Origin of the sequence: Pseudomonas sp. HY2-MNA-CIBAN-0224, from assembly GCF_040310285.1 — a bacterium.
In the GTDB taxonomy this organism is placed as follows: Bacteria; Pseudomonadota; Gammaproteobacteria; order Pseudomonadales; family Pseudomonadaceae; genus Aquipseudomonas; species Aquipseudomonas helleri.
In genome coordinates, this window is record NZ_JBEOPQ010000009.1 from 16,289 (window position 1) to 31,282 (window position 14,994).

Sequence of the window (14,994 nt, forward strand, 5' to 3'; positions counted from 1 at the left end):
CGTCTTGCGCAGCCACAGTATCGATGCCGGTTGGCGTATTGCATTGAGCGGTATTGCGGGTCAGTTGTTATCGGTCTGGGATGCCCGTGGCTCACAGCAGCGTTATGAATTTGACGCTGTTCTCAGGCCGGTTGCCGTGTTTGAACAGGCCGACGATGACACGCGCGAGCGTTGCACCGAGCGGTTGGAATACGGCGCCATGAACACCCGGCATGCAGCGCGCAACCAGTGTGGCCGACTGATTCGTCACGATGATCCTGCCGGTAGCGTGTTGTACGAGCAATACGCGTTATCGGGAGCCATTGCCCAGCAAGGCCGCCTGTTTTTACGGGCAGAGGAAGCGCTTGACTGGTCTGCGCAGCTCGATGTGCGCAAGGCGCAACTGGAGACTGAGTGTCATACCAGTACGTGGCGCTACGATGCGTTGGATGGTCTAGTGGAGCAAACGGATGCCAAGGAGAATCGCCAGCAAACGTTATACGGCCCTGAGGGCGAGCCTACAGAAGCCTTGCTGGTGTTCAGCAGCGGGACGCGCAAAAGGTTGTTCGACTTGCGCACCTACAACGCACAGGGCCAGGTTGAGTCAGAGTGTGCGGGCAACAATGTGCAGACCCTAGCCACCTACAGGCCCCACGATGGGCGTTTGTTAAAGCTGATAGCGCGCAAGCCGGGGACTACCCCGGTCATTTTGCAAGATCTGACCTACACCTATGACCGCGTTGGCAATGTGCTCAGTATCAGCGACGCGGCACAACCCACGACGTGGGCCAGCAATACGAAAATCGACGCGACCGCCAGCTTTGAATACGACACGTTATCCCAGTTGATCAAGGCGACCGGCCGCGAAAATGCGTTACATGCGATCGGCCCGGCATTACCGGCCCTGGCGCAGTTTGGCTCTACCGATAACAGCCTGATGCGTAACTACACCCGCCACTATCAGTACAACGAGAGCGGCAATCTTGTGCAGATGCGGCACGTGCCGTCCAGCGGACAGGGGTATACGCAGCGCCTCAACACGGCCGCGCACAGTAATCACAGCGTGCTCAACGGCCTTGAATCGGACGCCGACCCGCTCAAGGGTTTTGATCAAAATGGCAACCAGCAATTGCTCATGCGCGGCCAGGCCATGAGCTGGAATGCACGCAACCAACTGCAGCGGGTCACGCAAGTGGTTCGTGAGCAGGGCGGTAGTGACGACGAAACCTATGGCTATGATGGTGCAGGCCTGCGGGTATTCAAGAGGCGCTCAAGTTTGGCTAAAAACCGCCAGCACATTGAGCAAGTGCGCTATTTGCCAGGCCTTGAGTTGCACAGTAATGACGCCACAGGCGAGTCGTTGAATGTGCTGTCGATTGAGGCCGGGCTCACCCGCATCAGGGCCCTTGTATGGGAGCACAAGCGTCCTGCGGGTGTTGCAGACGAGCAACTGCGTTTCAGCCTTGTGGACGCTACGACCAGCAGTACCCTTGAACTTGACGAACAGGCGGCCTTGTTGAGCCAGGAAGGGTATTACCCGTTTGGCGGTACAGCCTGGTGGGCTGCGAAAAGTCAGGTCGAGGCCAGGTTTAAGACGGTGCGATACTCCGGCAAAGAACGTGACGCCACCGGGCTTTACTATTACGGCTACCGGTATTACGCGCCTTGGCTGATGCGCTGGATCAGCCCCGACCCCGCAGGCGATGTAGACAGCCTTAACCTGTATGCAATGGTTGGCAATAACCCCGTCACACTCACTGACGCTATGGGCCTGGCACCCAACCAAACGCTTGTTCGTTCTATAGCAAGAATAATAATTACATGCGCACTGACCCTTCTCGGGTATGCCTTGGGCTGGGCAGCAGGCTATCCACGAGAGGGCGCGATGACCGGCGCGGCGGCGGGTGTTGGTTTGGGTTTAATGAGTTGGCGCACGAGTGTCGCAGCAGAACAATTACAATCCATGGGGTCAGGGGAGGAGGGATATGCCCAGTTGGTCGCCAATGTCATTCTGGAAACTTCAAAGCGCAGGGGGCTGAGCAGAGAAGAGACAAACAGGCTGGTTAATTTTATCTATACCCATCGTCAGGGATATCAAGGAGAAGGGCTTGCCATCGCTTTCAGCCCTGCGACCAACGAAAATATCTATGCCTACATTGGGCCTGCTCGGGCAGGTCTACAGCTAAACGTGATGGAAAGCACACGTGAGCCCACGCCAAGGGAAATCAGACAATTAGGTTTCAAGACTATTCAGCTTCGAGATTCGGAGCGTGCAAACACTTCAGCGCCACCAGCATCTCGCCCCTCATCCGCTCAGGGCAGTGTCAGCCAGTTTGAAACTCAAGCGGCTACTCCACTGGCCAGAAAAAAACTGGGTAATAGACCGCAGGCAGAGCCCTCCGGTGAAAGCACTTCGCAAGCGGGCGCAGCGTCTGAGCCCCGCTTCATTATTGACGAGTCGCAGATAACGCATTTAATGGAGGGCGCTGCAGGACGAAGCATTGGTATTACCCTGGGTCATTTGCAAGAGGGGCGTTTTGCAGCGGTTAACTGGCATCGTCATGCTGACAGACTCTGGTCTGCAGACTTACATGGTCATCCGGGATCAACCAGGCGAGGCGCTGTACGGTTGATGCTTGAGCACACAGGCGGCCGTACTTACCGGGCAGTCGGTCTTCGCGATCCACATCGGCGCTAATGACCCGAGCGGTATAGTTCGCTGTTACGCGGGCCGCATGCCACGTCGTACTGGGGGCACCCAGTACGACGGGAGCTCACCTAAGTGTTTGAATCTGGCTCGTGCGTATCGTTTTCGTCTTCGCTGATGGTGTACCAGGTGCAATAGGTCTGGCGGCTGAAATCACCGTTGGCACGCAGTGTCTTGATCACGCGCCCCAGTGGGTCGTAGAAGAGTTGGTCACAGTAGCCGTTTGCGCGCAGTGACGCGTCATTCAAGTAACGGTATTGATCAGCAAAGTACGGTTGGTACTGACGGATTGCCTGACCTTTGTTGTTGTATTCGGCCCGGCCGCTGACTCGCCAACGTTTGTCGCTGTGACTGCTTACTGGTTTGTCGCTGCTGTCCAGTGTCAGTGCACCGTTCTTGTCGATTTGATAAGCAGGCCCAGGCACGGTCAGTTGTTTGTTTTGCAGAACCCGCCCGAATCCGTCGCTGCACGCCAGGCTGATACGGATGATCAGATCAGCACTGTCCGCACTGGTGGGGTATCGGTCGGCCTGCAGCACCGCAACATGCACGGGCTCACGGTTGTTCATCCAACTGAAGGGTTGGTAGAAACAGGCACTGGCAGCTTTTTGCAAAGCGCTGCCCGGATCGGCAATGGCGGCTTTCGGGCTGTCATCTTTGGGGCGGGCATAGTCATCCAAGGGGTCAAACCCCACGGGCTTGCCGTCTTCTTCGCCGTAGAAGCTGGTGACCAGCAACTGACCAAATGCGTTATAGCGGGCCTCTTGCACGTTGTTTTGCGGGTCTGTGATCTTTATTGGCAGCAGGCAGCGATAGTCATGTTTAGCCTGGGTTGTGCAGCCATCCGGGGTTTTAACCGAGGTGACCAGACAGTGGTAGCGATCATGTTCAACCACCGTGATCCCATGGTCTTCTGTGGCGCGAAAATGATTGGCCCGGTAAAAATCGGCAAGGCCGCTATAAATCGCAAAGCCTTGTTTGATTGCCCATAACGTGGTTTTGGCGGTTTTTTCTGGTAGGTCTGGCTCTGGATCTGGCAGAAACGCAGTCATCGGCGTGTAGTGGGCCTCGGTCAGCGCCTTTTCCAGGTCGAAGGGTTCGGCTCCGGGCATGCGTGGTACGTCGTCATACACGGCCAGTGCCTGTTCATCCAGTTCCGCGTGTTCGCTGTGATGCCCCAGCGCCTGAATGGAGGCCTGGCCTGCAGGCAGGGGGGTAGAACTTTGAGCAAGACAGTAATAGTGCTCGGACATCCCCGCCAGCACGCGCTCAGCATTGACGCCTAGAGGGCTGTCAGCGGTGTCCGAGATGAAGTGCTCGTAGCTGATGCGTCCGTCGTCCAGGGTGTTTGCGCCTTTGCCTTTAGGCAACACTAATGCATTGCTGCGCTGACGATAGGGCAAGCCCAGACGCCAGCATTGAGGCTCGACCAAGTGAATGGCCTGGGCGCGGGCTTCTGTCAGGTAGTAGGCCTGTTGCGCTGAATCGTGGGTATCGCGCCACCATGTTTGCTGATGCGTGTCGGTGAACGGCGGCGTGTCGGTCGGGAGTTTACGCCGCGCGTAATTGATTGCCACACCGTGTTCCAGGCTACCGTACTCGTCTACACGCAGGTTAAGGGTATGACTGCAGGCCGGGTCAAGCGGCTCGCGCTCATAGCGCCAGGCAATCGACTCAATCGCCAGCAACAGGCAGCCTGAGGGCTCCAGCATGCGGACCATGTAGCGTTGCTGATTGACGGAGTAGGGCACAGCGGATTCCGCTGGATCGTTGGCGGCGTAGATCTCCTCGCGCAGCGCCGAGCCGCTGAGGGCCTTTTTCATCTCCCGGACCATCGACTCCGAGCGAGTGGTGACCAATGTATCTTGAAGGCTGTCGGTCTCCAGACGACTGAGCAACGTTAAGCCTGGAGCCTCGACGTTTTTGTCCTTGTCGTAGTAATCAGTGAGTGGCATATCGATGTGTTTGCCGGTGTGAAACCACGATTTGCGCAGCAGTGCATCGCTGTGTTCGGTACCTGAAGGTTCGCCGAGCAGGGTGGGCGTGTCAGTTTCAAGCAGTAAACCGTATCCCTGGAACGAGCGTTCCCGACTGTCATAAAACCCTTCTCGGTACTGGAACTGCTGGATCATCCGGTTGCCGCTGATCACGTCTTGTTGCTGCTGCTGGCTGACCAGATGCAACGGGAATGGCAAACCGCTGACCAGGGGTTTGTTGGCTGCCTGACGCTCTTGTTTTTCATCCAGCCATTCCTGAGCACTACTGCGATAGCTCAGGGTTGCCGTCGCGCCCATATTGTTGGTGGCGCCGGTCAGCAGGTAGGGCTTACGATTGACAAAGTCATAGCGCCAATGACGGGGGGTGGGATGCGTCGTCGTCAACACCAGACTGGAGCAACCAATGCCCTGTAAATCGGCAGTAGTGACTTGGCAGAAGCGGTCATGACACACGCCTTCAGGCCACTTTAAAAGGGTGGGTGACGATTGCAGACCATTACCAAAACGGTTCATGAAAATTTGCACGTGATCGGCTTCTACATACAACAGATCGACCGCCCCGGAACCATCCAGGTCAGCCAGCAGAACCCGCGAAGGATCGAACGCCGCGTAACTGAAAGGCAGGTTGGCGAACACAAAACTTTTACCGAAGCGCCCGCGTCCCAGGTTTGGCCAGCAGGTAATCTGGTCATGGCGAATACGGATAAGATGCTGCTGACCACTGCCCAGCACATCACTGAACGCGACCAGCTCCCTGGCTGAGTTACCGGGTTGTGGCAGTGCGTCGGTGTCGGCCTCATGGTCTATCTGCTGGGGTGCGGTAAACCCCGAGGTTCCCTGATTGATATAAAGGCGAACACTTTGGCTACCGATCAGGGCAAGGTCCTGGATACCATTACCCATCAAATCGGCCAGTTGGCCCGCGGGGTGAAAAAACTCTTGGGGCAGTGCTGCAAACGGGGTAAAGCCTGACCAGCTTCTGTCTCCATTAAGGGTGAAAAAGCCGCTCATGCCCGGCTGTGCGAGAATCCAGTCCAGCTGGCCATCACCGTTCAGATCGCTCAGTGCTTGCAAGGTGGGTTGGCTCGAGTCCGCAACAGGCACACGAGGCAAAACTTGCGCCGGGCCATAGATCACCGCGTCCTTGCCCTCAGACGGCGATGCTCTGAGCGGTTCCCGGTAGGACCAGTTATGGTCTGAGCGAGTGAGCACCCCCGGCAAGCCATCGTTGTATAAATCCACCAACTGATAGCCTGTCTGACTGAGGGGAACCTGCAAAGCGTCGAAAGGCCGGTAGTTTTCAGGTTCAGTTTTCAACACAAAGGCGCTGTACCTCAACCTCAGCGGCGGCCATTCACCCGTGCTGTCGGATGCGTCATAGGCCTGGTTTTGCACCAAATGCAGCAAGTTGCAGCCCGTTTCAGTGAGCTGGTATTGCAACACCAGGCGCCGGACCAGCACTGGAGCCGGCCCCATTTCCGGCTCGTCAGGAAAGTAATGGAACATCAAGATTTGCTGACACAACCTTTGCGTGCCGAGCTCAAAGCCGTAGGTGTAATTGAAGAACGGATCCTGACGCTGTAACCAGGGTTGATGTTCTGTGTAATTGGGTTTTTCGGTCAGCCCGATTGCTCGTTCTCCATAGTCCAGTACCAGCTCAAAGTGCCACTGTATGTCTGCCGGAACATGGCTATTCCACAGCACGAGATTCTTCAGTGCCTTGAGATTGGCATAGCAAACACGTACCAGATAACGCTGCGCCCGATAGTCATGGGGTTGGCTGGCATCTTGGGCGGCCGTGTCGCTTTTGTAGTCGTAGTAAATATGTTCGCCGTGGGGGCTCAAACTTTCTTCAAGCAGCCATTGCGCGACATGCTCGGGCGCATCGGGATCTGCACAGCGCGCCGCTTGGGTTTTGCCAAAAAAATGGATGTTTCCATCGCCACTCTGTACCAACCAGAAACCCGACGTATCTGCGCTGGTTGACCAATGTTCGATACGATCAAAAGTGCTTTCGATACGCGGAAAATAACGCACCACAGTGTGTGGCGCGCTAAGTTTTACACCGTTGTAATCACTGACGGTGCTTGAAATGAGCGCCCCTTGTGCGGTGCGTTGGGCGAACATTTCCTCACCGCCAGCGCTGACAAAACCATCCTGTCCGGTGTAGGACGGTACGCCCTTGAGGGTATTACGAACAATGGCCCCGACCGATAATCCCCAGCCCATACCGAAAGGGCCATTACCTAGCGTGCTGCGGTAACTGAGGCTAAGTGACGGGGCGAATGCGCGACCGGGTGACAGCGGCAGCGGTATCTCAAACGATGCCTGCCCCGTCATGCCCACTGCGCCCCAGCCAGTACCGATGCTCTGGATGGCACCCCCGCCCTTGGGCAAAGCCGGCGTAAGCACCTCATTATTGCCAGGTTGGCCGGTCATGCTCTGCCTCCCGGATTTTTGGCTGTGTAGCGCACGTGCACAATGATGTCAGTCAACGAGTCCAGCAGGATGGCCTGATCTTTAGGGTTGGGAAATGCCAGTTGCCAGCGAGACACCGCGCCAGTGTATTCGAAGGGTAAGTAGCGCTCATCGTGATCGAAATTCAGAGTAAACAGGCCGTTGTCATTCAGGCCGGTAGAGAGGGCTATTTCTTCATGTACGTGCAGGTTTTCCTTGATGCTGTCTGGCGCTTCGGAAAACTGGATTTTGTTGTAAGTCTGGGTCAGGGTGGCCTTGATGTTCTCATAAGGCCCCAACGTTGCAGGAAGCGACACACTGATGCTTTTGATTCGGCGCAGATAGTGCCCCGGATAGTCAGCATCAAACAGTGCTTGAGTGAGTTCAAAGTCTACGGTGCCGTTGACCAGCAGATCAGTCTTAAGTGCGCTCCACTCTTGATTCAGCGTCGCATCACTGTCTTTGCGGTGCAGTTGGCGCAGTGAAATGGTTTTACTGATTTCCAGCGCCCGCTGGTTATGCTGCAGGTAGGCAGTGCTCATTTGCAGCAGATTGAGCTTTAGCGACTCGCCCGCTGCCAGGCCCCGGTATTGGTTGTTCCACAGGGTGTTCTGAATAAAGGTTCGGGTATAGTCAGCCTGCTCAAATTGCCAGCATGCTTGAGCGGCCAGGCACAGTGAATGAGCCATGTCATAGGCCTGGAAGTAAAACGTCGACAGCTGGTTGTTGAGCCACTGATAAAGTTGAACGCTGCAAAAGCGTTTGCTGAGTGTCGCGTAAGTCGCTTTGGCCTGTATCAGCGCCGTTTCAGTGTGTCGAAGTTGTAAGCGCGAGACCCGGGTTTGTTCTGCATAAGTTTCAAGCTGGGCATCAATTTGACTGAGCTCAAGCTGGGCTTGCTCCAGTGCGTAACTCCACTCTTGGTTGCGGCGGTTGAATTGCTCGGTGCGTTCAAGGTGCAGAGCACTGGAGCGTTTTATGTGGGCTGCACCCTGGAGTGTTGCTTGTAGTGCGTGCGCAGCGCCTTCATATCGCACACCACCATTTGAAGTGCCGAAAATATTTGGCAGTAACATGGCAAAACCGGCAGCCGCCTGTGCGGTATAGGCGCCGATCTCCACCATTGCACTTTCCTGATACTCCTGAGTGGCCCGGGTTTCACCCGGGTTGACACCTTCCAGCAATTGTTTCTCGAAGTACTTGGTGCGGGCTTCGACGACCCTGCGACCGGCGCGCAAAGCCAATTGATTTTTTTCATCAGCGAGCAGTGCTTGAGCCTGCTGTTCTACAGCCACTGCGCTCAGGTCCCATGCCTGTGCATATTGCTGCGCGATCTGTTCTGTCTGCTCTTTTCGCTCAAGTAGCGACAGCAAGGTGTTTCCAAATTGAATCAGGTTATCGACAGCCAGCATGGCCTGCGCATGCATCACCTGGAAGCGATAATGGCCAGCCTGGATCTGCTGTGTGTGCAAGGCAGTGATGTGACTGTTGCCTCCTTGAGCCGCTCTTGACAGTAGCGCATGCGGTGATAGCGGGGTGGCATACAAGGAGAGTTGCAACGGTCTGCCCGCGAGGTCGAGATGATGGCGCAAGTTATGCAACCGACTGTCTATTTTGTCCCATCGTGCGGTCAAGGCCGGGTTCAAAGGTCGTAGAAAATGGGGTGTGTCTGCAGTGAGTGAGGACTGATTGTCGCGAGCGGGCTTATGAATTGGAGTCACTAATGCGACGTCTTTGAGGTTGACATTCGCTTCCGTTTTTCGCATTTTACTGGACGTTGCCGCGCTCAAGTCTTTAAGAGTGATGTTTGTCCATGAGTCAACGGATGTGAGATCTGGACGTGGCCCGAGCAAACGTTTAGCGCGTACATACCAAAGTTTGGCTTCTGCCATGCTGTCGGCAGTCATTTGTCGGTAAGCGGCATCGCCTCGATTGATCAGAATATCCAGGTACAGCTGATACAAGGCCTGACGAAAATGAACAGGTGCACTTAAAGCAATTTGATTTGGATCGTAAGGGTTGTCTCGAGCATAACTGGGTTCTGTGATGGGGGTTGTCAGGACTTTAAGCCGCCAGAAACCGGACATTTCATCGTTAACATCAGTTTTGCACCCCGGGTTGAATAAATAATGCAGCCATTTTTGAGCCTCGGCATAGCGCTGTTCCATATTCAAGCGATAAGCAACCAGCCAAGGCAGATATAAAAAAAACTCCCAGTAGTACTTGCCATGGGCGCCATGAAAGTCCAGCGGCTGAGAGTTTCCATTTTCTGTTAATGGAGCTTCTAGCCATGAATCTGGAGGTAATGAGAAGAGTGCTTCGAGGCTGACATTAGCCGCTTTTGTCAGCGTTTCGGCAAAACCGGTATTCATGCGAATAGGTTCGCGGGGTTGTTTATTTTGTGAAGAATCATTGAACTCAATAATTGAGCCGCTGAAGTCGATACATTCGGTTGTGCTATTGGTGTTTGACGTTATGCGTTTAAGTTTTGGAGCCCGGGGAATAATAGCTGTAGCTGTTTTGCCCAGGGTTACTTTTAGTGCCTTGAGTGCATACCCTAAAAGATAGGGTTGAGAGTCCCTGGCATTCACCTCAAGAATAGCGACACCATGAAGGAGGGTGATTTCAGCTTGCTCGGAGGGGATCGGGGATTGCGCATTTTTTTCAGCATAGGGACGCAGAGAATCGACGTCGAGTTGTACTTGAGAGGTCGTGGATTGTTCTGACTTGAGTTCAATCGAGGTGGCTTTCAGGTAATGGCGAGGCTCATCATATTCCTCGCCAATAATTAGCGTGTTCAAGCGATTTATTTTTTGCGGCGTGGGTGTATCTTTGTTTAGCGGGATAATAATGATCTGTTTGTAGGTGCGATTAAAAGCAGAGGTTGTTAAATTATCAAAGGAAACAGTTTTATTAGGGGTTTCTATGTCGTCGGACACGATGTCAACGCTGATTGAATACGACTCAGCGTTAGCGCTGTGCAATTGAGTAAATATATCTTTATCTATTTGAAAGCCTTTCAAGTCCAGTGTTGCTTGGTTGTCTGTGGTGAGAAACCTGGCGAGGTTTTTTTCATCGGGAGAAGCAGAAAGTATGGAGGTTTTTTGGCGGTTTCTTGTATTGATGATGTCAATATTTTGTAAATGCTGAGCGGCGAACTCCTGTTGTTTAAAGGTGATCGAGGAGCCGGGTTGCAGTTTTACACTGGGTTGCTCAATGTTGCTGAAGTCAACGACCAGTTCAAGCCATACCTCACTTGGGTTGTAATTAGAGCTAAAGGACAATTTTTGATATTTTGGGAAATCTTTCGCGAGACCGGACTTGACTACAAGTGCCCCTGTGGTGGCGTTGAACTGTAATTCGCTTTTATTTGAAATGTCTTTTATATATTCTTGTTTTTTTTCGAAATTCCAATGGGCTGAGTTCGTGTTGGGGCGTTCATTTTTATAGTGTTCGACTTCAACGATTTGACTGGTGGGGGCGTGAAAGTTGAAGTTGAGTTCGTTGTGGTCAGCGAAAATTGCTCCGTATTGTTTGGCCACTTCACGGTGTTCCGGATAGGCAAAAAAGTCTAGCAGTGTCCCGGAAGAGTAAAGTGGCTTGATGCCGAACTGCAGGTCGAGTCTGACGGCTTGGTAAAAACCCTGAGCCAGCTCTGTAGTTGTTTGAAAGGTGCCGTTCTTCACGCCTTTAATGTGCAGGCCCAGAAACAGGGAAGGTGGGGAGGTTTTTGAATCCAGCGTAGCGATAGTGGTGGTGGCAGCATTAATGCCCTCTGCACTTACCTTGAGGGTGTTGTACTCATCAATACAAACTTGTGGCAGGCTCCAGCTGCCATCGTATTTCTGATATATAAAATTCAGGCTGATCTTTGAAAAGCGAGTTTTGAGGAAGGGTTCGGAGCGCGCTTTGTACTGTTGATAATCTTCGTCGAATTTAAAATCGGAAAGATGAGCAGGTTCACTGAATGAGGGTGTGGGCTTTATCACCTGAGCCCAAATAATAAATAGCCGATTGTTGAAAAAAAACCGGGCGTACACTTCGGTCCGGGATATTGTCTGATGCGGGTAGCGGAATTTTTTGCCAGTCCGACCAGGCAGAGGCTTCAGGTTTATCTTTTTTTTCCGTGCTTGAACCGTCTTCGGATGAATGCATAGCACGTTTGGCCATGTCCAATGACCGCCAATAATAGGTGTTTTCTGCTCTGGACTTGCCTACAAAGTAATAAGTGCTATTGGCCATATTGTCGATGCCGCCATCAATGTAGCCATTAAGGGTAGTTAGGTTGGCAATATCTTCGAATCGACCCAGATAACTTTGTACTGCAGTCAAAACAGCGCTTGATTGAATTCGACTTTGATTGATATCGTTTTCAAGCTGCTGAAAGTTATCGGTTTTGTTACTTTGTAACTCCGGGTTTAAAAAAGTAGAAGGGTAATACCGCAATTGCTGGTTGGCATGCCAAATTGAGTAGGTGTGCAGTGTGTCTTGCCAAGTTGCTAATTGAGCTGGCGACATGCCCTCTGTTTCATAACCGGGCTCCAGACCCAGTGAAATGCCATTGATGTATTGCTGCAGGCTGGCAATGGCGCAAGCCACCCGACTGGTGGGTACGGCCTGACTGACAAGCACATCCAGCAACCAGTGGGTGTAAAGGTCTTCGGCTGTCTTGAGTATTTGTGTCAATCCAAGTTTTTTGAGTGCTGCGTCTTCAGGGAGTGCATGGGCTAAATAAAACGCAAGTTGTGCATCTCGCAATTTTTCATTGAGTTGCTGATCGAGAGTTTGAGGCATGGTCATTCCTTGAGTTATTCGAAAAGAAAAACGTTATGGCTTATGCGCCGCGATGACGGCTTTGCCCACCAATTGCCATTCAGGACCGGAGATATGCGCGTTTAAATGGGTGGCTGTCAGCAGCAATTTGCTGGAAAGTCCGGTGATTGTGGCGATGTCATGACCACGCATCAGCCAGTCCAGTTCCTGCACTGAACGCACTCGCTTGCCCGGCAAACGATTGACTAACCCTTCAATTTCTTTGGGGTCCCAATTGAGGATCGCTCCCAGTAATTTGTTGCAGCTTTGAGCCAGTTCGGCCGTATCATTTTTCACGGGTTCGGGGTTAGCGACCTCGAAGTAATTCAGCAGGACGTCTTGCGTTACTGCGTAGGTGGTAATGCAGTGATTGAACTGTTGAAACAGATACAAAGTACTCAGCGTTAGCTTAAGCATTGATTTATGGTCGTGATGGTTGTCAAGCCAGTGCGGTTTCTGCAAAAACACCTGCAAGGCCTCCCGTGTTAGCGGTAGCTGCAGGGTACTGTCAGCATCGGGGAGTAGCAGTAACAAGTGCTTCAGACCATGACTATGTGGCCGTCCAATTGCGTTAACGAGATGTCGTGTAGCGAATTTGAACCGCAGCTTTAGCAATAAGCTAGTGTCCGAGACATGCGAAGAATCCTTGAACAACTGAATAATGTGCTCCGCCACTGCTTGTAGACGCTGGTAGGCCGACAGTAGAAGGGGTTCAAGATCTTGTAAGACTTTGTCTCTCTGATGCTGATTGATTTTGATATCAGTATCGAACTCAACGTGATCAGAAATTACTTTTAAGAGACCTCGCTTAAGATCATGAAGTCTGGGTATTGGCTCTAACTGTGGCTGGCCTCTCACTAACCCTAAGGCAATCAACTTGCGCCACGAGTGCGGCGCAAGCGAAACTTCGGACTCAGGATTGGGTTTCGTCTTGGTATCGGTATCGGTATCGGTATCGGTCTCGGCTTTGGTTCTTGCCTTGGCCACGGGAAGGTTGAGCTTATCGATATCTGTTTGTGGAATCAGTCGTGTCTCAATGTCATCACGTAATTCATTGAGTTTTTTCAACTGCTCGCTGATGAGCGAGTTTAGCGGTGTATGACTCAGAAGCAGTTGATGGCGCAATTGCTGCACAGTGCTGCCGTTACTCTTCAACCACTTGACGGCCCAGTCCATTTGCATAAGCACATCAAGAAAGTCTGCCGGCGTATTTGAACCTGACGCGCGCAAAACGGGTTTGACCCAGTGTTCAGAAGAGTTTGCAGCACCCAGCATATCGGCGAGATAAGCGCATTCCATAACGGTAAGCCCGAACAGGCTGGCAATCCGCGTTTGTCGGTAAAAAGCAGAAAGCGTTGTTAAGTCATTTTTGAGATCGCCACTGATCTGTTGGGTACGTTTAGCCACAAAACCCAGCGACTCATCCGTATTGCTAAGGCCAAGTGCTGCACAAATCTGATACAGGGTGGTTTGTGTGGCTGCGTCTGTTGCGTTCAGGTTCAGAGAACTGTCACCGAGTTTCAGGGACTGTTCGTTTAATGCCCCTCTGTTAAAAACTCGTTCGAACAACGAATCACTGTTCCCCACTGCATGGACAGGCAGGCGGTACAGCAATGCTGAAAACTCTTCAGCCTGCAGGCCGTATCGACGGTTAAAGTAGCGGAAGACGCCTAATACACGCAGGGTGTTGTCATTAATAGCAAAAGTTTCTATCGGGCTGTCTTCACAACGCCTGGCGCTGAGAATCAGGGTATCCAGTTGTGTAAAAGATACTTTTAACCAGCGCTGCAAGCGGATCATGCGCTGCAGACGATCAAATTTTTCGGCCGTGGTGTTCAGCAGTTCAATCTGACCGTCAACATTGGTTTGAAGATCTAACCGTTTGCTTGAGTCGTCTTTTGTTGTGCCATTGACGAAGTAAGCGCCATAAAGACTGGCCATCGGTTCAGACAGCATATTTTTAGAGGGCCGAGGTAGGTACTTGCCTCGCGCTAGCAGCTCATCCATCTGTGCCGATGTCAGCCCGGTTTGCTGCATAAAATGAGCAAGTTTTTTCAGAGCTGTTTCATCGCTGCCATAGTGGGCACCGAAAGCGGATTTACTTTCTGTCCAAAAAGGCTCGGTTAACAGGGTTTGTTGTTCCGGACTTAACTCTGAAAGCAGTCGCTGGGCCTCGTAGGCCTCGTGATGGACCTTGCCATAAGCATTTGATGGCAGTTGGCCGAGCGGCAAACTCAGGCTCAAACGGTAATTGAGTTCTCCCAGCCTGGGTTTGTTATCGCTCAAGCCCAGCAAGCATTGTTGGTGCGCAAGGTCAAAGGGCAGATCAAAGGGGTAGCGTGTGATTGCCAGCACCTCATTCACCGATTTGCTTTTGTACACATCGGAGTTTTGTTTCAGGTGGGTTCGCAAATTCTCGTTCAAGGTTTCATTGACGATGGTCAACATCGGTAGCTGCCTGAAGACGCTTGAGTGGTCTATCTCCATGTCTTTTAGTTTGGGGCGTCGTGTCGCGAGGGTATTGCGCTTGTCGGTATCTTTACCGGTTTTTTCAACCTGCTCAGCAAACAGGTACAAGGCCCGCAAGTAAGCCACAGGCGAGTCGAGTGCAGCGATTGATGATGCCTCGCAAAATGCACTCCAGTTTTCTTGAAACAAGGCTGCATAGGTCGCCCCGACTTGGGCTTCACTGTCAGGGCTGCGTTTGTGCCGGGTCTGGCCAGCACTGAGCGACGCTTGCTCCCGGTGCAGGAACTCCAACTGTGCGGCATACCCGCAGGCATTGTCGTAGGCCTGTCTGGCATCGTCATCGCAGTGTCGGGCCACCTGCTCGATAAATTCGGTTCTGGATAAGCGAATGATGTCGAAGACGGAGTGCAGATTGAGCACTGTCATGGTCTGTTTGAAGTCAAGCCTGCCATCGGCGGGTGGCGCTGAAGAATCGATTAACGAATGCAGCAGAGGGAGGGAATCGGGCATAGCGAGGCTACTCCTTAGGGCCAAATGGACAATCCTTTGGTCGCTTCGAAGCTATCAAGGCAC

At 52.6% G+C, this 14,994-nt stretch carries 5 protein-coding genes; 1 reads left to right on the forward strand and 4 read right to left on the reverse strand.

Annotation, left to right across the window (positions count from 1 at the left end; genetic code table 11):
* Positions 1-136: 136 nt before the first annotated feature.
* Positions 137-2,677: an RHS repeat-associated core domain-containing protein gene (locus AAEZ03_RS07245; RefSeq protein WP_350577259.1), complete on the forward strand. Its 2,541-nt coding sequence runs from the start codon at positions 137-139 to the stop codon at positions 2,675-2,677.
* Positions 2,678-2,757: 80 nt separating this feature from the next.
* Here AAEZ03_RS07245 and AAEZ03_RS07250 read toward each other — a convergent pair whose 3' ends face one another.
* The 4 genes from AAEZ03_RS07250 to AAEZ03_RS07265 are packed head-to-tail and all read right to left on the reverse strand — an operon-like array spanning position 2,758 to position 14,931.
* Positions 2,758-7,122: a SpvB/TcaC N-terminal domain-containing protein gene (locus AAEZ03_RS07250; protein WP_350577262.1), complete on the reverse strand. Its 4,365-nt coding sequence runs from the start codon at positions 7,120-7,122 to the stop codon at positions 2,758-2,760.
* Positions 7,119-11,180, reverse strand: a complete 4,062-nt coding sequence (locus AAEZ03_RS07255; protein WP_350577264.1) for a Tc toxin subunit A-related protein — start codon at positions 11,178-11,180, stop codon at positions 7,119-7,121. The genes AAEZ03_RS07250 and AAEZ03_RS07255 overlap by 4 nt, the downstream gene beginning before the upstream one ends.
* Entirely contained in the window at positions 11,101-11,934 is an 834-nt protein-coding gene (locus tag AAEZ03_RS07260) for a neuraminidase-like domain-containing protein (RefSeq protein ID WP_350577266.1), read from the reverse strand. Before AAEZ03_RS07260 ends, AAEZ03_RS07255 begins: the two co-directional genes overlap by 80 nt.
* Before the next feature lie 33 nt (positions 11,935-11,967).
* Complete coding sequence (locus AAEZ03_RS07265; RefSeq protein WP_350577268.1) at positions 11,968-14,931, reverse strand: Tc toxin subunit A; 2,964 nt, start codon at positions 14,929-14,931, stop codon at positions 11,968-11,970.
* Positions 14,932-14,994: the final 63 nt, after the last annotated feature.